Source organism: Streptacidiphilus cavernicola (genome assembly GCF_042510955.1).
Taxonomy (GTDB): Bacteria; Actinomycetota; Actinomycetes; order Streptomycetales; family Streptomycetaceae; genus Streptacidiphilus; species Streptacidiphilus cavernicola.
Window position 1 is genome coordinate 315,237 of sequence record NZ_JBHFAB010000002.1, and the last position, 20,051, is coordinate 335,287.

Below are 20,051 nucleotides of genomic sequence, written 5' to 3' on the forward strand. Positions count from 1 at the left end.
CGACCGATGAGTTCCGCTCCCCCGGTTCGTCACCACCTGGAGGGAGCCGACCGCGGCCCCTCGGATCGGAGGTCGTGATGGCTCTACCGCAGGTCGTGTCCCACGAGGAGTGGCTCGTGGCGCGCAGGGAACTGCTGGCCAGGGAGAAGGAGGCGACCCGGGCCCGCGACGCGCTCAACGCCGACCGGCGGCGGCTGCCGATGGTCGCGGTGGAGAAGGACTACCGCTTCGAGGGCCCGGACGGCGAGGCCGGCCTGGACGCCCTGTTCGGCGGCCACCGCCAACTGATCCTCCAGCACGTGATGTTCGACCCGTCCTGGGACGAGGCCTGCCAGAGCTGCTCGGCCGGCCTGGAGGAGATGTCCCCGGGGCTGGTGGCCCACCTGGCGGTCCGCGACACCGCGTTCGTCCTGGTTTCCCGCGCCCCGCTGGCGAAGATCGAGCCCTACCGCGAGCGCCGGGGCTGGCCGTACCCCTGGTACTCCTCGTCCGACAGCGACTTCAACTTCGACTTCCATGTCTCGATGGACGCCGCGGTGGCGCCGGTCGAGTACAACTACCGCGACGGCGGCGCGTTGGAGCAGGCCGGACAGGGCTGGCTGCTGGAGGAGCCGATGGAGATGCCCGGCTACAGCTGCTTCCTGCGCGACGGCGGGACGGTGTTCCACACCTACTCGACCTTCGCCCGCGGTACCGAGCAGCTCGGCGGCGCGTACGCCTTCCTGGACATGACCGCGCTCGGCCGCCAGGAGGAGTGGGAGGAGCCCAGGGGCCGAGCGGACCTGACGCGCCCGGCCATGCCGAACTTCGCTCAGTGAGGTGAACGGAACGACGTGACGGCGACGGCCTCCCACCCGTACGGGGTTCGGGTGGGAGGCCGTGCGTCCGTCAGGCGGTGTAGAGGTTGGCTTCGGCGACGCTGAACCAGCTTCCGGAGCTGCCGGTCTGAGTGACTCTCAGATACCGCGCCGTGGTGGAGGGGAACGAGATCGTGGTCAGCTGCCCCGACCCGGCGCCGGTCGCCAGCGCCGGACCCCAGGTCGAACCGTCATTGGAGGACTGCACCGTGTAGCCGCGCGGATAGTCGCCGGTGCTGGCTGAACCCGTGTCCAGCGCCAGTTGGTTGAAGGTCTTCGCACTGCCCAGGTCCAACTGGAGCCACTGCCCCGGGGTCTGCGCCGCGCCCGTCGACCAGCGCGTCGCCGCGTTGCCGTCGATCGCGTTCGACGGCACGTCGGCCGTGCTGGAGGACGACGCCGACACGGTCCAACCGGTGCGCGGGAGCACGGTCTCGGCGCCGCCCGTGCCGGTGTTCCAGGTGAAGGTGGCCGTGGTCTGGGCGGGGAGGCTGTAGGTGAAGGTCTCGCCGTTCCAGTTGACGGTCAGCGGCTGGGTCGATCCCGACCCGTTGTAGGCCACCAGCGCCTTCGAGCCGTCCGGGTTGAGCCAGGCGACGTTGGGGACGGCCGAGTTGGCGGTGGAGTCGATCCGGTAGGCGCCGGGCTTCACGAACTTGGTGAGCTGGCCCATGTCGTAGTACTCGACGGTGTAGTCGACCTGCCCGCTGCGGCTGTCGCCGTTGTGGACCGTGACCAGCCCGGTGCAGGTGCCGCAGCCGCCGTTGTGCGGGCCCATGTTCTGGTCCACCGCGAGCGACCACTTGACCACCGACTGACCCCAGTTGCGGGTGTAGTCGATGATGTTGTCCATGTCCTCCTGCTGCTGGTTGGCGATCCAGGTGCCGCCGGAGTGCTCGGTGTCGAAGGCGGGCACCGAGGGGTACTGGTTGTGGATCGTGGTCTGCTCGCCGACGTCGCCCTCGTAGCCGTGCCAGGCGATCCCGCCGAACAGCGGGTCGTTGCGGACCGCCGCGTCGTTCACGGTGGGCGCCCCGTAGGAGGCGTAGGAGTCCCAGTTCCAGTCCAGGGCGAGCACCTTGGTGCTCAGTCCGGCCGCGTGGAAGGCGGGGAGCAGGTCGGTACCGGTGAAGTAGTCCAGGCCGGTGCCGTTCCACTGCATCGACGGGTAGCCGGAGCAGCAGGTCGGCTCGTTCTGCACGGACACGTAGTCGATCGGCACGCCCTGGGCCCGGTACGCCTGCACGTACTTGACGAAGTACTGGGCGTAGGCGGCGTAGTACTGCGCCTGCAGCCAGCCCTGGCTGTAGGCGCCGCTGTCCTTCATCCACGGCGGCGCGGTCCACGGGGTGGCCATCACCTTGAGGCTGGGGTTCAGCGCTTGCGCCTGCTTGGTCAGCGGCAGCACGTCGGTGAGGTCGTGGGCGATGGAGAAGTGGGCCAGCGTGGGGTCGGTCTGGCCGGCCGGCATGTCGTCGTAGGTGTAGTTGCCGCGGGCCAGGTCGGAGGCGCCCATCGGGTTCCGCAGGAAGTCCAGGCCGATGCCGGTGGTCGGGCTGAACAGGTTGTTCATCACGGTGTTGCGCGTGGCCGCGCTGAGCGCGCCGCTGCTGTTCAGCAGATAGGCGGCAGTGTCGGTGAAGGACGCACCGGCGCCGGTGAACTGCTGGTACCTGGTGTTCTGGTTGACGTTGACGACCTGGCCGGCGCTGCCGGTCCCGGCGCTGAAGGTGACCGGTGCCTGCTGCTGCAGACCGCGGGTGACGGTGCGTCCGCTCGAACCCGAGGTGGTGGTGAGGGTGACGCCGACCTGCTCGCCCGCGGCGTGGGCGGTGCCGGTCGGGCCGGCCAGGATCAGCCCGCCGGCGGCGAGGGCACCGGCGAGCAGGGTGGGGAGCAGCGTTCGTTTCCTGCTGGTTCTGCTGGTCATCGTGGCGCGGCCCTTCGGTGGGGGTCAGGGAATGCCATGGGCATGACAGCACTGGGCACGGTCCGCTCCGGCCGCGCCCAGCTCGTTCCGCCCATATTTCAACTCATGAACAAAGGGCTGCGCAAGGTCTGGACCAATCTTCACGGGGCGGAGGCGATCCCGGCCCGGCGGAAGCCCGGGGCGAACAGCAGCAGCAGTCCGGCCGCCTCCAGTGCCGCGCACAGGGCGTAGGCGCGGTCCAGGCCGACCGCCGCGATGGCGAAGCCGGTGGCGGCCGAGGCCAGCGGCACCACCCCGAGCGAGATCAGGGCGTTGAAGGAGGAGACCCGGCCGCGGAACTCGTCCGGGGTGTGCCGCTGCGTCAGCACCGAGCAGAGCACCGCCATCGGGCCGCTGCACAGCCCGATCAGCGCGGTGGTGGCGACGGCGAGCCCCAGGGTCGGCGCGAAGGCCGTGCCGAGCAGGGCGACGCCCTCGACCGCGCCGCAGCCGGTGATCCACAGCGCGGGCCGCCGGGTCGAGCGCAGACGGGTCGTCAGCAGCGCCCCGGCCGCCGCGCCGAGGCCGAAGCCGGTGAGCATCAGGCCGATGCCGCCCGCGCCCCAACCGCGGTCCGCGGACAGCTCGGCCATGCCGATGTTCATCGGGCCGACGAAGCCCAGGTTGGTCAGCAGGATCACCAGGGTGAGCGGGCCGAGCACCCGGTGCCGGGCCAGGAAGGCGAACCCGGAGCGGAAGTCGCCGAGGTAGGAGCCGCGCGGCGGCCTCGGGGCGGCGGACCCGGCGTCACCCGCCGCGCCCGGGAGGGGCCTCGGCCGGACCGTGGCCAGGGTGCCGAGCGAGACCGCGAAGGTCGCCGCGTCGACCACCAGCGCGAGCGGCACCCCGCCGAGGGCGACCACCAGACCGCCCAGCGGCGCGCCCAGGGCCAGCGCGATCCTGGCCGCCATGTTGGCGACCACCGCCCCGGACGCGTACTGCTCGGGACGCAGCAGCCGGGGCTGCATCGCCCCGGCGGCGGGCAGGAACAGCGCGTCCACGGTGCCGAAGACCACGGCCAGCGCGGCGAGCACGGCGAGGCTGGGGGTGAGCAGCACCGCCCCGGCGGCGAGCAGGGTGACCAGTACCCGGGCCGCGTCGCTGCCGATCATCAGTCGGCGGATGTCGTAGCGGTCGGCTATCACCCCGCCGAACAGCAGCAGGAGCAGCCGGGGCACCGAGGAGACGGTGAGCAGCAGGCCCGCGGTGCCCGCCGAGCCGAGCTGCACCGCGGTCCAGGACAGGGCCACCCACCAGACCTGGTCCCCCAGTTGGGACAGGCTCTGGCCGGTCAGATAGCGCCGGTAGGGGCGGTCCCGCAGCACCGAGGAGGGCGGGGCGGCGGCGGACGTACCGGCGGTCGTGGCGGCGGGGGCGGTGGCAGCGGCGGTCATGGCTTCTCCGGGAAGGCGTGCAGGAAGAGGAAGACGTTCTCGCGCCGGTCGTCGGGGCGCTCGTCCGGACGGGTCGCCGGGTCGATCCGGCCGAGCGCCGACCAGCGCTGCAACAGCTGGTTCAACTCGTGGTTCAGGACCGTCAGTTCGTCGGAGGTGAGGCGCAGGTAGTTGTTGGAGGTGGTGCTGGCGGCGATCCACTCCGGCGGCCACTCCTGCTTGGCCGCCTGGAACGCGCGCAGCCGCTCGAACTGGTCGGCGACCATGTCCCGGTGCACCGTCTCGGCGACGGCGCGGTCGGCCGGGTCGGTGAACTGGTCGACGGACCAGGAGACCGCACCGGGCACCACCCGCCACCAGCGCTCGCGCCGGTCCCTGGCCAGCTCCGGCGCCTCCTCGATGAAGCCGCGCCGGCCCAGCTCGCGCAGGTGGTAGCTGAGCTGCCCCGGGTCGGCCTCGACATGCTCGCCGAGCAGGGTGACGGTGGCCGGGCCGAGCTGCAGCAGCAGCCGGTAGAGCCGGCGGCGCAGCGGGTGGGTCAGGCCCTTGAGCATGTCCGGGTCGGTGAGCCGGCGCGGGGCGGCGGGTTCGTTCATGGCTTCACCGTAGATGCAGTAGATTCCTTCTGCAATAGGATTCCCGCAAAATAGTTACTGCAATGTTCCGGCTGCGGCTCCCCCAGGGACGGGACCTAAGATCTCCCTCACCCCCCGGAAGGATGCCGATGGACCAGAATCGCGCACCGTACGAGTACGCACGAGCTGCCGCGGACGAGATCCGCTCGCTCAACTACGAGACACTGAAAGGTGGTTACGACTCCCCCGGTGACGTCTACGACGTCGCGCACGCACTGCGGACACTGGCCCAGCGGCTGCCGCAGGCTCTGGAGCAGCTCGGCATCGGCCTGAACGTGCTCGCGGACGGCGACCAGGTGCGGATCACCTCGGGCGCGGCCGGGCACGACACCGTCCCGGAACGCCGCGAGAAGATAGCCGACTCGCTGAAGACCGCACTGGAGGCCGTGGACACGCTGGAGCAGTCGCTCTCGGTGGTCACCCGGTTGACCAGTGACCTGGTCTGACACACCGATCGGGCCGGTCCGCGACAGCGGAACCGGCCCGATCGGGTGCGCCCTGATGATATGACAGCGGGTCAGGCGACCGGCGCGGCGTTGACGGCCTCCGCGATGCGGGCCAGGACCAGCGGCAGCTGCTCCACGACCTCGGCGTCGTCCTTCGGGTGCAGCTCGGCGAAGCGGACCACCGAGCCGGGGACCGACAGCTTGGCGTCCTCGACCACGACGCCGCCCGCGATGCCGACCGACTTGCGGGCCTCGTCCTGCGACCACAGGCCGCCGAACTGGCCGTAGGCGGTGCCGACCACGCCGACCGGCTTTCCGGCGAAGCCGGAGGCCCCGTACGGGCGGGACAGCCAGTCGATGGCGTTCTTCAGCACGGCGGTGACGGTGCCGTTGTACTCCGGGGAGAACAGCAGGAAGGCATCGGCCGAACCGGCCGCCTCGCGCAGCTTGGCAGCCGCGGCGGGCACGTCGCCCTCGACGTCGATGTCCTCGTTGTAGAAGGGGATCTCGGCGAGGCCCTCATGGATCACGATCTCGACGCCCTCGGGGGCGTGCTGGACCGCGGCCTCGGCGAGCTGGCGGTTGTGCGAGCCGGCGCGGAGGCTGCCGACGAGGGCGAGGATGCGTACGGACACGGGGAACTCCTGAAGTGATGGCAGGCGGGGCGAGGTGTGCGAGTACAGGTGTAGCAGCAAAAGCGGACTGCGGTCCACTTTCTCTTTTTCGGACTATCCTGAGCGCATGGACCGCTCAGAACTCCCCGTCCTCGGACAGCCCCCGCGTGAACGCGCCGACGCCGCGCGCAACCGGGTCCGGCTGCTGGACGCGGCTGCGGCGCTGGTCGCCGAGCAGGGAGCCGAGCACGTCACCATGGAGGCCGTGGCCGCCGCCGCGTGCGTGGGCAAGGGCACCCTGTTCCGGCGCTTCGGCGACCGGGCCGGGCTGATGCTCGCCCTGATCGACCACGCCGAGCAGGAGTACCAGCACGCCTTCATGACCGGCCCGCCGCCGCTGGGGCCGGGCGCGGACCCGCTGGAGCGGCTGGAGGCGTTCGGCGTCGCCACGGTCCGCTTCGAACTGCGCTACCTGGACGTACTGCTGGCGGCCGAGCCGTGCGCGACCAAGCGATGTCTGGTGCCGGCCAGGGCCCTGCGCGTCACCCATGTCTGTACCCTGCTGCGACAGGCTGGCTGCGCCGGTCGCGGCGGGGACGTGGAACCGCTCGCACAGGCCCTGGTCGGCTATCTGGAACCGGCCCTGCTGCACCATCTGCACCGGCAGCGGCACTTCTCCGCGGAGCGGATCGAGGACGGCTGGCGCGACCTGGTGGCCCTGGCCGGGCCTGTTGGAAGTCCGACGTAATAGGCTTTGTCCGTATATTCCTTCCGTGGGGTCATCCATGGAGGCGGAAGGGGCAATTCCGATGGGCCTGGCCGACGAGCACGACGACCTCGCGCTGCCGCTGCGCGCCGGGGACGTCCTGAGCGCTGCGGGCATCGGAGTCTGGCGCTGGAACCGCGAGGCGGGCGCGCTGGAACTGGACCCGGCCTGCGCCCGGCTGCTCGGGCTCGACGACACGGTCGCCCTGCTGCCGGAACGGCGGCTGCGGTCGCTGCTGCACGCCGAGGACTTCATCCGGCTGCGCTCGACCGCGGCGCTCGCCGTCTCCGAGCGGCGACCGTTCGAACTGCGGGTACGGGTGCTGACCGAGCAGGAGCGGCTGCTGCGGGTACTGCACCTGCAGGTGGCGGTGGGCCCGCCGCGGAGCGGCTACCAGCTGCAGGGCACCGCGCTGGACGGCGGCACAGCGGGCGCGGGCGCCGAGGGCGGGGGCACCGAGGGCGGGGGTGGGCCGCTGGCGACCGAGCGGCGGCAGATCGACGCGCTGAACCAGGGGGTGCACCCGCCCGACCCGGGACGCCCGGCCCCGCCCGACCCGGGCCGCCCGTACCCGGCCGACCCGGCGCCGCGGCACCTGCGCCGCTCCCGCGAGGCGTTCCTCCTGGACGCGGGTCGCGCGCTGGCCGAGGCCGGGACCACCAGCGAGGTGCTGCGGGTGGTCGCGTCGCTCTCGATGCCCGGGTTCTCCCCCGACGGCCTCGCCGTCTTCGGCTCCGAGGGCGGGATGCTGACCGTGGTCGGGCAGCACGGGCACCAGAAGGGCGCCGAACAGAGCTTCACCATGCCGCTGGAGACCGACTACCCCGCCGCCGAGGTGGTCCGCACCGGCCGCGCGGTGTACCTGTCCTCCCCGGAGGAGTACCAGCACCGGTTCCCGGCCACCTGGCCGCTGGCCACCGGCTTCGGACGGCGCTCCTGGGCCTTCCTGCCGCTGGTCACCGCCGGACGCACCACCGGGGCCTGGCTCGCCTCCTTCCGCACCCCGGTGCGGTTCTCCCCGGACGAGCGCGCGGTGCTCTCCACCGTCGCCCGGATGCTGGCGCACGCGCTCGAACGCGCCCACACCAACGAGTCCGAACGCGCCCTCTCCCGCGGCCTGCGCCGCAGCATGGGCACCGGCGCGCCCGCCGCGCCCGGCATCAGCGTGGCCACCCGCTACGTCCCCACCGGCGGCGGGCTGATGGTCGGCGGCGACTGGTACGACATCATCGACCTGCCCGAGGGCCGGATGGCGCTGGTGATCGGCGACGTCCAGGGCCACGACGTGCACGCGGCCGGGCTGATGGCGCAGCTGCGCACCGCGGTGCACGCCTACGCCGCCGAGGGCCACCGCCCGGACGCGGTGCTGGCCCGCACCTCGCGCTTCCTGGCCGCGCTGGACGAGGACCGGTTCGCGACCTGCGTCTACATCGAGGCCGACCCGGCCCGCGGCACCCTGCAGATCGCCCGCGCCGGACACCCGCACCCGGTCATCCGCACCCCCGACGGCACCTGCCTGATCCGGCACGTCGAGGGCGGCCTGCCGCTGGGGCTGATGCCGGACGAGGAGGACTACCCGGTCACCACCATGGAGCTGCAGTCCGGGGAGGTGATGCTGCTGTGCACCGACGGGCTGATCGAGACCGGCGGCCACGACATGTACTCCGGCTGGGTCCGGGTCCGTGACACCATGTCACCCGGCCCGGCCGACGACCTGGAGGGGATGGCGGACGCGCTGATCCGGGCCGTGCACGGGCCCGCCTCGCACGAGGGCCCGGGGCACCTCGCCGACCGGCGCGAGGACGACATCGCGCTGCTGCTGCTCCGCCGCGACTCGGTCGACCAGCTGCCGGAGCCGCCCGGCCGGCGGCTGGTGCTGACGGTGGCCCAGGACCAGCCGGAACGGATCTCCGGCGCCCGGCAGGAGCTGCGCGCGATCATGCACGACTGGGCCGCGCCCGAGCAGGTCGACGCGGCGGTGCTGCTGGCCTCGGAGCTGCTGGCGAACGTCCTGGTGCACACCGAGACCGAGGCCGCGCTGGTCGCCTCGATGTCGGGCCCGGCCGGGTTCCGGCAGCTCCGGATCGAGGTCGCGGACCGCAGCGACGAGCTGGCCCACCGCCGCTCCCCCGGCGAGATGGCCTCCTCCGGCCGCGGCCTGATCCTGCTGGACCTCCTCTCCGACCGCTGGGGCATGCAGCCGCGCGGCGAGGGCAAGGCCATCTGGTTCGACCTGGACGAAGCCCCCGGCGACTGAGCCAGGAATTGACTGCCCGTCAGTCCCGCAGCCCGGTCCAGCGGCCCGCCTCGTACCGGTGGTCGCCCGGCTCAGCCGGGGTGGTGGACCGTCAGTGCGGGGAGGTTGACCACCACCGCCTCCTGGGTGCTGCGGGCGATGACGACCACGGCCTCGACCGACGGGTCCGGGTTCTCCTCGCGGTGCGGGACGAACGGGGGGACGAAGACGTAGTCGCCGGGGCCGGTGCGCAGCCGGACCTCCTGCTCGCCGTCCTCCGCCTCGGCCAGGAAGACGAACTCGGGGTGGCCGCTGACGATGTAGATCGCGGTCTCGGACGCGCCGTGGTGGTGGTCGGCCGAGGAGGTCGCCGGGGCGACATGGGTCTGCCCCATCCACATCCGCTCCGAGCCGACCCGCGCGCCGCTGACCGCCGCGAACCGGCGCATGCCGCCGGTCTGCGCGGTGTCGCCGTCGAGGTCGTCGGCGCGGATGTGGTGCACTCGGCTGCGCGCGGACGGGTCGGCGGCACGGCCGTGCGGCGGGTGGTCCGGCAGGTCCGGGTGGAAGCCGTCGCAGGCGGAGGTGGCTCGGTCGGTGCTCATCGGGGCCGTCCTGGGAGGGGTCTCGGTGCAGCCGACGGTAGGAGCCGCGGCGAAAGGATGTCAAGAGGTGTCCATTGCTGCCGGGGCCGCCCGCGGGGATAATGACGGGCATGCACATTTCCGCGAAGGCGGACTACGCCGTGCGGGCCCTGCTCGAACTCGCCCAGGACACGGCGCGTCCGCTCACCTGCGAGACCATTGCCTCGTCGCAGGAGATCCCGTTCCGCTTCCTCAAGTCCGTGGTCGGCGACCTGCGCCGGGCCGGGCTGGTGCGCAGCCAGCGCGGCTGCGAGGGCGGGTACTGGCTGGGCCGGCCGGCCGAGGAGATCACCCTGCTGGACGTGGCCCTGGCCGTGGACGGCGAGCTGATCACGCTGCGCGGGGAGACCCTGGGCGGCCTGGCCTACCCCGGCCCCGCCGCCGGGGTGCCGGACGTCTGGCGCGACGTCGAGGCGCAGGCCCGCCGGATCCTGGCCGGGACCAGCGTCGGCTCGCTGCTGGCCGAACGGGTCCCGGTGTGACCGCGGACGCCCGGCCGGAGCTGGAGGTGGTCGAGTACACCGACCCGCTCTGCCCCTGGGCCTGGGGCTCGGAGCCCGCCTTCCGACAGCTCCGGGCGGTGCTGGCCGGACGGGCGCGCTGGCGCCGGGCCTACGCGATCCTGTTCGACGCCGACGACGACCCCGCGCCGGACCCGGCCGTCGAGGCCGCCTGGTACGGCCGCTACCTGGCCGAGGTCGCCGGGCACACCGGCGCTCCGCGCGCCGCCGCGCTGGACCGGGTGGCCCGGAGCAGTTGGCCCGCCTCGCTCGCCGCCCGCGCCGCCGAGGCGCAGGGGCCCGCGGTCGCCGAGCGGGTGCTGCGCCGACTGCGGGAGTCGGTGTTCGTGCTGGGACGGCCCGCCGACACCGGGGCCCGGGTGCGCGACTGCGTCCGCGACGTGCCCGGTCTGGACCCTGAGCGGCTGCGCGCCGACGCGGCGTCCGCGGCGGTGCTGGCCTCGGTGCGGGCGGACCGGGCCGAGGCCCGTGCCCCGCTGCCGGAGGTGCTCGACCTGGTCGGCCCGCCCCCGCATCCGGGCCGCGCGAAGGAGCTGGACGACGGCTTCCGCTACGCCCTGCCGACCCTGCTGCTGCGCACGCCGACGGCCTACCGGCTGGTGCCGGGGTGGCGTCCGCCGGCCGCCTACGCGGAGGCGCTGCGGCAGCTCGGCGTCCCGGTGCAGGCCGGGCCGGAGCGGCTGTCCCCGGCCGCCGCGCTCGCCCTGCACCGGAGCCTCACCGCGGCCGAGTCGGCGCTGCTGACCACCGGCGGCCCGGTCGCCGCGGACGCGGTGCGGGTGGACACCGCGGGCGCCGCGCTGTGGTTCCACCCGGACGAGGCCGCCGGGCACCCGGCGCTGCGCGGACAGCCGTAACTGCCTGGGCAACCGGCCACCGGCCGGGCCGACGAGGCACTAGACTGATCATCAAAGTGGTCCGCGGGTAGGCCTGGTGGCCCGCCGCCGAGGGGGAGGGCTTCGCAGATGCCGCAGGACGCCGCAAGGCCGGAACCCGAGCGCACCGTCCCGGGGGCCACCACCGCGCGGTTCTACGACAAGTACCTGGGCGGCGGTCACGCCAGGGAGGTCGAGGCGCGGGCCGCGGAGCAGGTGCTGGCGGCGATGCCGGAGCTCCCAGCCGTACTGAAGGCGAACCTGGCCTTCGTCCAGCGCAGCGTCCACTACCTGGCCGGCATCGGCGTCGAGGGGTTCCTCGACCTGGGGGCGGGCATCCCCACCATCGACAACATCCACGAGATCGTGCCGCAGCAGGCGCGGACCGTCTACGTCGACAACGACCCGCTGGTGGTGCGCGAGCGCCAGTTGCAGACCAACGCCGCCACCGACCGCGCCGCGAGCGTCCACGGCGACCTGCGGGACCCGGCCGCGATCATGGCGGACCCGGACGTGGTGCGGCTGCTGGACCCGTCCGGCCCGGCGCCGATCGCGATACTGATGGCCTCGGTGCTGCACTTCGTCACCGACGACCAGCAGGCGGCCGACATCCTGGCCGCCTACCACGCCCGACTGCCCGCGGGCAGCTACCTGGTGCTGTCCCACGCGGCGCTCAAGCCGGGCGCCGAGGAGCGGATGAACGAGGCCATCGCGCGCTACTCCCGGCTGGTGGCGCCGATGAAGCTGCGCTCCGCCGAGGAGCTGGCCGCGCTGATCCCCGGCTTCCGCCCGGTGGAGCCGGGCATCGTGCCGTGCACCCACTGGCGGCCCAACTTCGGCGACAACCCCGGCCCGCTCGCCGACGCGCTGCCGCAGCTCGGGCTGGTCGCCCAGCGGGTGTAGTCCGCGGCGTCCGCCCAATGGGACACCTTTTGGTGTCCATTGACAGCGCGCGCTCGCCCCGCCAGGATGGGCACATGCTTACGACGCACCCCGCCGTGGTGTGCCGCTACGTGGACCTGCGGCGCACCTCCAGCGCCCTCTGTCGCTGACCTGCCGACCCCGGGCCCCGCACGCCGCGCTTCCGCCGCGGCCCCAGCTGCGGCCTCCGCGCCCCGGTCGGTTCCGACGGACTCCGTCCCGTTTTCCCGCGCCCTCCGGCGCGACCACTCCCTGAACTCCCCTGCCCGCGCCGTCGCGGCGCCGCGCGCTGCCCGCACCCCCGGTTGAGGGGTGATTCGGCGCGCCTCCACAGAAGGTGACGATCCGTCATGACTGCTGCCCCGACCTCCCCCGGCACGAGCCCGCTGGCCAGACGCTCGTTCCTCGGACTCGGCCTCGGCGCCGGCGCCGCCGTCGCCCTGACTGCCTGCGGAAGCGGCTCCTCCTCGACCGGCGCGGCCGGAGCCTCGCAGGGCACCGTCAAGTGGGGGTGGGCGCTGCCGACCTCCTGGGACCCGGTCTTCTCCTCGGCGGGCTGGGACGTCCACGACCTCTCGCTGGTCTACTCGGCGCTGACCAAGCTGGACCCGCACGGCAACCCGGTCCCCGCGCTCGCCTCGGGCTGGACCTACAACGCGGACGGCACCGAGATCAGCTTCACCCTGAGGCCGGGGCTGACCTTCAGCGACGGCACCGCGCTGGACGCCGCCGCGGTGAAGAAGAGTCTGGACCGGGGCCGCACCGACCCCAAGTCGCTGGTGTCGGCCCAGTTGGCGCACGTCGCCAAGGTGACCGCGAGCACCCCGTCCACGGTGGTGCTGACGCTCAGTCAGGCCGACTACCAGATACCCAGTCTGCTGGCCGGGAAGACCGGGATGATCGTCAGCCCGAAGGCCTTCGAGGGCGACCCGGCCGGGCTGGCCACCCAGCCGGTCGGCGCCGGTCCCTTCACCCTCACCTCCTACACCCAGAACGCCAGGGCGGTGCTGAAGCGCAACCCGGGCTACTGGGACGCGGCGAACATCAAGCTGGAGAACTTCGAGGTCTACCCGCTGCCGGACGCCTCGACGGTGATCGCCTCGCTGCAGTCCGGCCAGTACAACGTGGCGCAGATCCCGGGCAGCCAGGTCGCCGCGGCCAAGGCGGCCGGGCTCGAAGTGCAGGTGATCCCCTCGATGGTGGTCGCGGTGCTGGACGTCAACGCCGGGCAGGCGCCGTTCGACGACCCGGACGTGGCACTGGCGCTGCAGTACGCGATCGACCGTCAGGCCCTGCTGAAGACCCAGCAGTTCGGCTACGGCAGCGTCAGCAACCAGCCCTTCCCGCCCGGTTACGTCGGACACGATCCGGCCTCGGACGGCCTCTACCCCTACGACCCGGCCAGGGCCAAGGCGCTGCTGGCCAAGGCGGGCCACCCGAACGGCCTGGAGCTGACCCTGACCACCTCGGCGGCCGAGGGCCTGCCGGAGCAGGTGCAGGCGCAGTTGAAGGCGATCGGCGTCAACGCCACGATCAAGGTGATCCCGCAGGCGACCGCCACCCAGGTGGTCTACGTCCAGCACTCGCAGCAGCTGTTCACCGACCAGTTCGCCGGACGCGACTCGGCGGCGCAGGCGTTCCAAGTGCTGTTCGGGCAGCAGGGGTTGATGAACCCGGGCCGGAGCACCCCGCCGGAGCTGCTGGCGGCGGTGGCCAAGGTGTCGGCGACGCCGCTGGACTCCCCCGACTACCCGAAGGTGCTCCAGGCCGCGACCGCGCTGGCGGTGCGCACCATGCCCAACGTCTTCCTCTACACCGTGCCGCGGATCCTGGCCCGGCACCGCAGCGTCTCGCCGATCCCGGCCGACGTCGTGGTGCAGCGGTTCGAGGGGGTGACCGCCGGATGAGCGCGATCGGCGTGGCGGACCCGGGCGGGCTGCGGCTGCGGGGGCTGCTGGGCGGCGCGGCGCGGGCGCCCAAGCCTCTGGGGCGCGGGCTGCTGACGACGGGTTCGGTGTTCCTGCTGTCCTCGCTGCTGACCTTCGGGCTGGGCGCGCTGTCCAGCGCCAACCCGGGCGCGGCGGTGCTCGGCGACACCGCGACCCCGGCCGACATCGCCCGGATGAACCACCAGTTCGGGCTGGACCGGCCGCTGCCGCTGCAGTTCGCCTCCTGGCTGGGCCACGCGCTGCACGGCGACCTGGGGCGTTCCTGGTTCACCACCGTCCCGGTGTCGCAGAGCATCGGGCAGGCGCTGCCGGTGGACCTGTCGGTGGCCGGTCTGGCGCTGCTGATGGCGGTGCTGATCGGCGGCGCGGGCGGGATCGCCGCCGCGCTCAGCGACGGTGGCCGGGTGGACCGCGCGGTCACCGGGGTGTGCGCGGTGCTGGGGACGCTGCCCGCCTTCGTGATCGCGATCGGGCTGATCGCGATCGTGTCGGTGCAGTTCGGGCTGCTGCCGTCCGGGGGTTACGTCCCGTTCGGGCAGGATCCGGGGCAGTGGCTGCGGTTCTCGCTGCTGCCGGCCTTCGCGCTGAGCCTGGAGGCGGCGGCCGGGATCGCCCGGCAGCTGCGGACCTCGCTGGTGGGGGCGCTCCGGGAGAACTACGTGACCGGCGCGTCGATGCGCGGCCTGTCCCGGCGGCGGGTGCTGTTCGGGCATGTGCTGCGGAACGCGGCGGGGCCGGCGCTGACAGTGCTGGGGATGAGCGTGCCGATGCTGATCGGCGGCGCGGTGGTGACCGAGCGGATCTTCAACCTGCCGGGGATCGCGCAGCTGTCGCTGCAGGCCGCGCAGGAGCACGACGTGCCGGTGATCCAGGGCACGCTGCTGGTCACGGTCGCCGTGGTGCTGGTCGCCAACCTGGCCGTGAACGCCGGGCTGACCGCGCTCAACCCGGCCGGGCGGCGCCGCGAGCGGGCCCGTCGGGAAGGGGTGACCGGATGAGGACCTTCCGGAACACCTGGCGGGTGCCGATCGCCCGGGTCGCGCTGGGGGTGCTGCTGCTGGTCGGGGTGCTGGCCGTGTTCGGCGGGCAGCTCGCGCCGCAGGACCCGCTGGCCCAGGACACCGCGCGGGTGCTGCAGGGGCCGAGCGGCGCGCACCTGCTCGGCACCGACTACCTCGGCCGGGACGTGCTCAGCCGGCTGCTCGCCGGGACCGGCCTGTCCGTGGCCGGGGCGCTGGAGGCGGTCGGCGCGGGACTGGTGCTGGGGATCGTCCCCGGCCTGGCCTCGCTCTGGCTCGGCCGGGCCTTCGAGTGGATCTCGCTACGGGCGGTGGACTCGCTGATGTCGCTGCCGTTCACGCTGTTCGTGATCGCGGCGGTCGGGGTGCTCGGCAACGGGCTGCACCAGGCGATGCTGTCGCTGGGGGTGCTGCTGGCCCCGCTGTTCTTCCGGGTCACCCGGGCCGCCGCGCTGGGGCTGCGGCAGGTGCCGTACGTGGAGGCGGCCGAGCTGATGGGGGCCTCGCGCAGCTGGGTACTGCGGCGGCACATCTGGAGCAAGGTGCTGCCGACGGTCGCGGTGACCACCGCGCAGGCGCTGGCCACGGCGCTGCTGACGGTCGCTTCGCTGACCTTCCTCGGGCTCGGGGTCCAGCCCCCGGCCCCGACCTGGGGCGGAATGCTCGCCTCCGACCTGGGCTTCCTGGCCCAGCAGCCGTGGGCGCCGCTGCTGCCGGGCCTGCTGATCATGGTCACCGTCGGTGCGCTGCACCTGCTGGCGGACGCGATCAGGGACGGGATCGACCGGGTCGAACCGGCGCCGGTGGCCGAACCGAGTGAGGAGAGGGCAGATGTCCGGATCGCCGCTTAGCGGGTCGCCGGTGCTGGCCGTGGACGGGTTGCACATCACCGTCGACGGCGGGTCCACCGAGGCCGTGCGGGACGTGTCGTTCACGGTGCGGGCCGGGGAGGCGGTCGGCCTGGTCGGCGAGTCCGGCAGCGGGAAGACGCTGACCTGCCGCTCGGTGCTCGGGGTGCTGCCGCCGGGCTGCGCGGTGTCGCGGGGGTCGGCGGTGCTGTCCGGCACCGAGCTGACCGCGCTGGACCGGCGCGGCTGGGAGCGGCTGCGCGGGGTGGACCTGGGCGCGGTGTTCCAGGATCCGGCCTCCTACCTCAACCCCTCGCTGACGGTGGGCCGGCAGCTGGCCGAGCCGCTGCGGGTGCGGCACGGCCTCTCCCGGGCCGAGGCCCGGCGCCGGTCGGTGCAGCTGCTGGGCTCGGTCGGGCTGCACCGGCCGGAGCAGGTGTTCCACCGCTACCCGTTCGAGCTGTCCGGCGGGATGCTGCAACGGGTGCTGATCGCCACCGCCGTCGCCGGGGAGCCGGAGCTGCTGGTCGCCGACGAGGCCACCACCGCGCTGGACACCGTGGTCCAGGCGGAGGTGCTGGACCTGCTGGCGCGGCTGCGGGCCGAACACGGCCTGGCGCTGCTGCTGGTCAGCCACGACCTGGCGGTGGTGGCCGAGGTCTGCGACCGGATCCTGGTGTTCTACGCCGGGGAGATCGTCGAGGACGGCCCGACCGAGCAGGTGCTGACGCGTCCGGCGCACCCCTACACCCAGGCGCTGCTGCGGGTGGCCTCGGTCGGCGACTGGGAGCGGCGCGAGCTGGCGGTGATCCCCGGCCGCCCGCCGGAGGCCGGGGCGGCCCCGGCCGGGTGCCGGTTCGCGGACCGCTGCGACTACGCGCGGGAGGCCTGCTCCGCGGCGCCGCCGCCGTTGCGGGCCTTCGGCGACGCGGGCGGGCGGCGCACCCGCTGCCTGCGGGCGGACGAGCTGGCGCTGTCGGGGACGGTACTCCAGGAGGCGGGGACATGACGGCGCTGTTGGACGTCGACGGTCTGTCGGTGGCGTTCGGGCGGGGCGGGCGGGTGCTGGACCGGGTCTCGCTGGAGGCGCGCTCCGGGGAGGTGCTGGGCGTCATCGGCGAGACCGGCTCCGGCAAGACCACGCTGGCGCGGGCGGTGGTCGGCCTCTCGCCGGTGACCGCCGGCCGGATCACCGTGGACGGCACCGAGCTGACCGGGCTGCGCGGCCGGGCCCTGCGCGACTACCGCAGGTCGGGCGCGGTGCAGTACCTGTTCCAGGACCCGCTGCGGTCGCTGGACCCGGATCTGACGGTGCGTGACCTGGTCGCCGAGCCGCTGGCGGTGACCGGCGCCGGCAGCAGGGAGCAGCGGGCCGAGCGGGCCGCGGCGGCGCTGCGGCAGGTCGGCCTGGACCCGGCGCTGGCGGACCGGCTGCCCGGACGGCTGTCCGGCGGCCAGCGGCAGCGGGTGTCGATCGCCCGCGCGGTGGTCACCCGGCCCCGGCTGCTGCTGGCGGACGAGCCGGTGAGCGCGCTGGACGCGTCCAACCGCAACCACGTGCTGCGGCTGTTCGACCGGCTGCGGCACGAGCTGGACGTCGCGGTGGTGGTCATCTCGCACGACCTCAGCTCGCTGGCCGGGATCGCCGACCGGATCGCGGTGCTGTACCGGGGGCGGGTGGTGGAGCAGGGGCCGACGGCCGAGGTGCTGTCCCGGCCGCTGCACCCGTACACCGCGCTGCTGACCGCGTCCGCGCCGCGGCTGCGACGGGAGCCGGGGCTGCCACCGGAGCGGCTGCGGGCCCTGGGCCCGCGCCCGGCGTGGAGCGGGGCCGGTGCCGAGGGCGGGCCGGGGAGCGGCTGCGGGTTCGCCGGGCGGTGCCCGTTCGTCGCGGACGCCTGCCGGGAGGCCCCGGCGGCGCAGCGCCGCGCGGGCGGGCGCGAGGTCGCCTGCCACCACGCCGACAACTGGCACGACGGGCTCACCGAGCCTGCCCTCACTACTCATTGACGCATCGACAGGAAGAGGGACGACCAATGTCCATCGAGTTCATCGGCATCGCCAACACCGCCCCGTTCAGCGAGAGCGCCGGGGCCGACGCCTGGACCGTGATCGATCCGGCCTATGTGAAGGAGCTGGCCCGCGCGCACGAGGCGTCCGGCTTCGACCGGGTGCTGGTCGCGCACTCCTCGGCCAGTCCGGACGGCTTCACCGTCGCCGACCAGGTGCTGACCCACACCGACCGGCTGGGCGTGCTGCTGGCGCACCGCCCCGGCTTCGTCTCGCCGACCCTGGCCGCCCGCAAGTACGCGACCCTGGACGCGTTCCACCCCGGCCGGATCGCGCTGCACGTGATCACCGGCGGCGACGACGCCGACCAGGCCCGCGACGGCGACCTGAGCGACAAGCCGACCCGCTACCGCCGGACCGACGAGTTCCTCGACGTGGTCCGCAGGACCTGGACCTCGACCGAACCCTTCGACTACGACGGCGAGTTCTACCAGGTCCGGGGCGGGAGGTCGGCGCTGCTGCCGTCGCAGCCGATCCCGGTGTACTTCGGCGGCGCCTCCGACGACGCGGTCAGGGCCGGGGCCAGGCACGCCGACGTCTACGCCTTCTGGGGCGAGCCGCTGGCCGGGATCGCCGACCGGATCGCGCAGGTCCGCACGGCCGCCGCGGCGCACGGGCGGGAGCCGCGGTTCAGCGTCAGCCTGCGGCCGATCCCGGCCGCGACCGAGGCCGAGGCCTGGAAGCGGGCCGAGGACATCCTGCGGCTCACCAAGGAGCGCTCCGGCGAGCTGCGCAAGGCCTTCAACCTGGACCACTCCGCGCAGGAGGGCTCCAAGCGGCTGCTGGACGTGGCCGCCCGGGGCGACGTGCACGACAAGCGGCTGTGGACCGCGGTGGCCAAGGCCACCGGCGCGGCCGGGAACTCCACCGCGCTGGTCGGCTCCTACGAGCAGGTCGCCGAGTCGCTGCTGGACTACACCGCACTGGGCGTCGGCACCCTGCTGATCCGCGGCTTCGACCCGCTGGCCGACGCCCGCGACTACGGCCACCTGGTCTCGCTGGTCCGGGAGCAGACCGAGCGTCAGTCCTTCGTCGGCAACCGGCGGCTGGTCAGCGCGTGAGCCGCCGCCCCGCCCGCTCCCCCGTGGACAGGAACCCCGAGCCATGACCCAGGCACCGCCGCGGCTCCCCGCCCCCGCGCTGGACCGGCTGCCCCGGCTGACCGCCGTGCTCGCGGCCGACGCCGCCGAACACGACCGGCACGCCACCTTCCCCTACCCGGGCGTGGCCGCCGTCCACGAGGCCGGGCTGCTCACCGCCACCGTGGGCGAGCGGTTCGGCGGCCCCGGCCACGGACTGGCCGACACTGTCCGCATCCTGCGGGCGCTCGGCGCCGGGGACCCGGCGGTGGCCCTGGTCACCGCGATGACCCTGTTCACCCATGCCGCGCAGGCCCGCTCCGGCCACTGGCCCGAGGACGCCTACGAGCAGCTGCTGCACACGGCGTCCAACCGTCCGGTGCTGGTCAACGCGCTGCGGGTGGAACCGGAGCTGGGCTCGCCGGTGCGCGGCGGACTGCCGGCCACGGTGGCCCGGCGGCGGGACGACCACTGGGAGCTGACCGGGCACAAGATCTTCTCGACCGGGGCCGAGGCGCTGGGCTGGATGCTGGTCTGGGCCCGCACCGACGAGACGCCGACCCGGGTCGGCTCGTTCCTGGTCCGCGGCGGCGCCGAGGGCGTCACCGTGCTGCCCACCTGGGACCATGTCGGCCTGCGCGCCTCGCGCAGCGACGACGTGCTGCTGGACCGGGTCCGGGTGCCACTGGGCCACGTCGCCGGACTGGCCGGACCGGGCGCGGGCGGCGGCCGGGACGTCGTCGGCGGGGCCTGGAACGCGCTCGGGCTGACCGCCCTCTACCTCGGCGTGGCCCGCGCCGCGCAGCACTGGCTGACCGGCTTCCTGCACCAGCGGACCCCGACCGCGCTGGGTGCGCCGCTGGCCTCGCTGCCGCGGTTCCAGACCGCCGTCGGCGAGATCGACACCGCCCTCGGCGGCGCCGAGCGGCTGGTCCGGGCGCTGGCCGAGGACGTCGACGGCGGCGACCCGACGGCGGCCGAACAGGCCGCCGGCGCCAAGGTGCTGGGCACCAGGGCCGCCGTCGGCGCGGTCGAGCAGGCCCTGGCGCTGACCGGCAACCACGGTCTGACCTACCACAACCCGCTGCAACGGCACCTGCGCGACGTGCTCTGCAGCCGGGTGCACACCCCCCAGGACGACATGTCGCTCCTGGCCGCAGGACGGGCCGCGCTGGGCCCCGTCCCCCCTCTCACGGAAAGCAACTGAC

19 protein-coding genes are annotated in these 20,051 nt (G+C 73.8%); 14 read left to right on the forward strand and 5 right to left on the reverse strand.

The features are described 5' to 3' along the window. Positions 1-77 precede the first annotated feature (77 nt). Positions 78-818, forward strand: a complete 741-nt coding sequence (locus tag ACEZDE_RS03635; protein WP_380531954.1) for a DUF899 domain-containing protein — start codon at positions 78-80, stop codon at positions 816-818. Positions 819-888: 70 nt separating this feature from the next. Here the strand turns inward: ACEZDE_RS03635 and ACEZDE_RS03640 are convergent, their stop codons facing one another. The 3 genes from ACEZDE_RS03640 to ACEZDE_RS03650 form a co-directional block, all read right to left on the reverse strand. Further along, the gene (locus ACEZDE_RS03640; protein WP_380531956.1) at positions 889-2,787 is read right to left on the reverse strand and encodes a discoidin domain-containing protein; all 1,899 of its coding nucleotides are present in this window, start codon (positions 2,785-2,787) and stop codon (positions 889-891) included. 140 nt (positions 2,788-2,927) lie between these two features. Beyond that, positions 2,928-4,220 (reverse strand): MFS transporter, encoded by a 1,293-nt coding sequence (locus ACEZDE_RS03645; protein WP_380531959.1) that lies wholly within the window; start codon positions 4,218-4,220, stop codon positions 2,928-2,930. After that, positions 4,217-4,816 carry a helix-turn-helix domain-containing protein gene (locus tag ACEZDE_RS03650; protein WP_380531962.1) on the reverse strand — a complete coding sequence of 200 codons (600 nt, stop codon included), beginning with the start codon at positions 4,814-4,816 and terminating at the stop codon, positions 4,217-4,219. The genes ACEZDE_RS03645 and ACEZDE_RS03650 overlap by 4 nt, the downstream gene beginning before the upstream one ends. 128 nt (positions 4,817-4,944) lie before the next feature. Here ACEZDE_RS03650 and ACEZDE_RS03655 point away from each other — a divergent pair, with 128 nt between their 5' ends. Beyond that, positions 4,945-5,301, forward strand: coding sequence for a hypothetical protein (locus ACEZDE_RS03655; RefSeq protein WP_380531965.1), 357 nt, complete (start codon positions 4,945-4,947; stop codon positions 5,299-5,301). Between the two features lie 71 nt (positions 5,302-5,372). Here ACEZDE_RS03655 and ACEZDE_RS03660 read toward each other — a convergent pair whose 3' ends face one another. Further along, positions 5,373-5,936 (reverse strand): NAD(P)H-dependent oxidoreductase, encoded by a 564-nt coding sequence (locus tag ACEZDE_RS03660; RefSeq protein ID WP_380531968.1) that lies wholly within the window; start codon positions 5,934-5,936, stop codon positions 5,373-5,375. A gap of 106 nt (positions 5,937-6,042) precedes the next feature. Between ACEZDE_RS03660 and ACEZDE_RS03665 the strand changes: the two genes are divergently transcribed. Further along, entirely contained in the window at positions 6,043-6,663 is a 621-nt protein-coding gene (locus ACEZDE_RS03665) for a TetR/AcrR family transcriptional regulator (protein ID WP_380531970.1), read from the forward strand. A 61-nt stretch (positions 6,664-6,724) separates the two neighbouring features. After that, a complete protein-coding gene (locus ACEZDE_RS03670; protein WP_380531973.1) occupies positions 6,725-8,938 on the forward strand; it encodes a SpoIIE family protein phosphatase in 2,214 nt (737 codons plus the stop codon). Between the two features lie 71 nt (positions 8,939-9,009). On the opposite strand, the gene ACEZDE_RS03675 is transcribed toward ACEZDE_RS03670, so the two are convergent. Continuing rightward, positions 9,010-9,522 (reverse strand): cupin domain-containing protein, encoded by a 513-nt coding sequence (locus tag ACEZDE_RS03675; protein ID WP_380531976.1) that lies wholly within the window; start codon positions 9,520-9,522, stop codon positions 9,010-9,012. A gap of 110 nt (positions 9,523-9,632) precedes the next feature. On the opposite strand from ACEZDE_RS03675, the gene ACEZDE_RS03680 reads away from it, so the two are divergent. The 10 genes from ACEZDE_RS03680 (at position 9,633) to ACEZDE_RS03725 (ending at position 20,050) form a co-directional block, all read left to right on the forward strand. Beyond that, complete coding sequence (locus ACEZDE_RS03680) at positions 9,633-10,043, forward strand: RrF2 family transcriptional regulator (RefSeq protein WP_380531978.1); 411 nt, start codon at positions 9,633-9,635, stop codon at positions 10,041-10,043. After that, complete coding sequence (locus ACEZDE_RS03685) at positions 10,040-10,939, forward strand: DsbA family protein (protein WP_380531980.1); 900 nt, start codon at positions 10,040-10,042, stop codon at positions 10,937-10,939. The genes ACEZDE_RS03680 and ACEZDE_RS03685 overlap by 4 nt, the downstream gene beginning before the upstream one ends. A 108-nt stretch (positions 10,940-11,047) precedes the next feature. Further along, positions 11,048-11,860: an SAM-dependent methyltransferase gene (locus ACEZDE_RS03690; protein ID WP_380531981.1), complete on the forward strand. Its 813-nt coding sequence runs from the start codon at positions 11,048-11,050 to the stop codon at positions 11,858-11,860. A 368-nt stretch (positions 11,861-12,228) separates the two neighbouring features. Then, entirely contained in the window at positions 12,229-13,785 is a 1,557-nt protein-coding gene (locus tag ACEZDE_RS03695) for an ABC transporter substrate-binding protein (protein ID WP_380531984.1), read from the forward strand. Next, entirely contained in the window at positions 13,782-14,825 is a 1,044-nt protein-coding gene (locus ACEZDE_RS03700; protein ID WP_380531987.1) for an ABC transporter permease, read from the forward strand. Before ACEZDE_RS03695 ends, ACEZDE_RS03700 begins: the two co-directional genes overlap by 4 nt. Then, positions 14,822-15,697, forward strand: coding sequence for an ABC transporter permease (locus tag ACEZDE_RS03705; RefSeq protein ID WP_380531989.1), 876 nt, complete (start codon positions 14,822-14,824; stop codon positions 15,695-15,697). The genes ACEZDE_RS03700 and ACEZDE_RS03705 overlap by 4 nt, the downstream gene beginning before the upstream one ends. Continuing rightward, on the forward strand, positions 15,678-16,703 hold the full coding sequence (locus ACEZDE_RS03710) for an ABC transporter ATP-binding protein (RefSeq protein WP_380531992.1): 1,026 nt from the start codon (positions 15,678-15,680) through the stop codon (positions 16,701-16,703). Before ACEZDE_RS03705 ends, ACEZDE_RS03710 begins: the two co-directional genes overlap by 20 nt. Then, positions 16,700-17,704, forward strand: coding sequence for an ABC transporter ATP-binding protein (locus ACEZDE_RS03715; RefSeq protein ID WP_380531994.1), 1,005 nt, complete (start codon positions 16,700-16,702; stop codon positions 17,702-17,704). Before ACEZDE_RS03710 ends, ACEZDE_RS03715 begins: the two co-directional genes overlap by 4 nt. Before the next feature lie 26 nt (positions 17,705-17,730). Continuing rightward, a complete protein-coding gene (locus tag ACEZDE_RS03720; RefSeq protein ID WP_380531997.1) occupies positions 17,731-18,825 on the forward strand; it encodes an LLM class flavin-dependent oxidoreductase in 1,095 nt (364 codons plus the stop codon). A gap of 43 nt (positions 18,826-18,868) precedes the next feature. After that, positions 18,869-20,050, forward strand: coding sequence for an acyl-CoA dehydrogenase family protein (locus tag ACEZDE_RS03725; protein ID WP_380532000.1), 1,182 nt, complete (start codon positions 18,869-18,871; stop codon positions 20,048-20,050). The last annotated feature ends 1 nt before the right edge of the window (position 20,051 follow it).

Bases quoted from the DNA above. Each gene is read 5' to 3' on its own strand.
- ACEZDE_RS03645 (WP_380531959.1), bottom strand. From the start codon at position 4,220: ATGACCGCCGCTGCCACCGCCCCCGCCGCCACGACCGCCGGTACGTCC.
- ACEZDE_RS03720 (WP_380531997.1), top strand. From the start codon at position 17,731: ATGTCCATCGAGTTCATCGGCATCGCCAACACCGCCCCGTTCAGCGAG.
- ACEZDE_RS03670 (WP_380531973.1), top strand. From the start codon at position 6,725: ATGGGCCTGGCCGACGAGCACGACGACCTCGCGCTGCCGCTGCGCGCC.
- ACEZDE_RS03655 (WP_380531965.1), top strand. From the start codon at position 4,945: ATGGACCAGAATCGCGCACCGTACGAGTACGCACGAGCTGCCGCGGAC.
- ACEZDE_RS03705 (WP_380531989.1), top strand. From the start codon at position 14,822: ATGAGGACCTTCCGGAACACCTGGCGGGTGCCGATCGCCCGGGTCGCG.
- ACEZDE_RS03650 (WP_380531962.1), bottom strand. From the start codon at position 4,816: ATGAACGAACCCGCCGCCCCGCGCCGGCTCACCGACCCGGACATGCTC.
- ACEZDE_RS03640 (WP_380531956.1), bottom strand. From the start codon at position 2,787: ATGACCAGCAGAACCAGCAGGAAACGAACGCTGCTCCCCACCCTGCTC.
- ACEZDE_RS03700 (WP_380531987.1), top strand. From the start codon at position 13,782: ATGAGCGCGATCGGCGTGGCGGACCCGGGCGGGCTGCGGCTGCGGGGG.
- ACEZDE_RS03635 (WP_380531954.1), top strand. From the start codon at position 78: ATGGCTCTACCGCAGGTCGTGTCCCACGAGGAGTGGCTCGTGGCGCGC.
- ACEZDE_RS03690 (WP_380531981.1), top strand. From the start codon at position 11,048: ATGCCGCAGGACGCCGCAAGGCCGGAACCCGAGCGCACCGTCCCGGGG.
- ACEZDE_RS03710 (WP_380531992.1), top strand. From the start codon at position 15,678: ATGTCCGGATCGCCGCTTAGCGGGTCGCCGGTGCTGGCCGTGGACGGG.
- ACEZDE_RS03680 (WP_380531978.1), top strand. From the start codon at position 9,633: ATGCACATTTCCGCGAAGGCGGACTACGCCGTGCGGGCCCTGCTCGAA.
- ACEZDE_RS03695 (WP_380531984.1), top strand. From the start codon at position 12,229: ATGACTGCTGCCCCGACCTCCCCCGGCACGAGCCCGCTGGCCAGACGC.
- ACEZDE_RS03665 (WP_380531970.1), top strand. From the start codon at position 6,043: ATGGACCGCTCAGAACTCCCCGTCCTCGGACAGCCCCCGCGTGAACGC.
- ACEZDE_RS03715 (WP_380531994.1), top strand. From the start codon at position 16,700: ATGACGGCGCTGTTGGACGTCGACGGTCTGTCGGTGGCGTTCGGGCGG.
- ACEZDE_RS03675 (WP_380531976.1), bottom strand. From the start codon at position 9,522: ATGAGCACCGACCGAGCCACCTCCGCCTGCGACGGCTTCCACCCGGAC.
- ACEZDE_RS03725 (WP_380532000.1), top strand. From the start codon at position 18,869: ATGACCCAGGCACCGCCGCGGCTCCCCGCCCCCGCGCTGGACCGGCTG.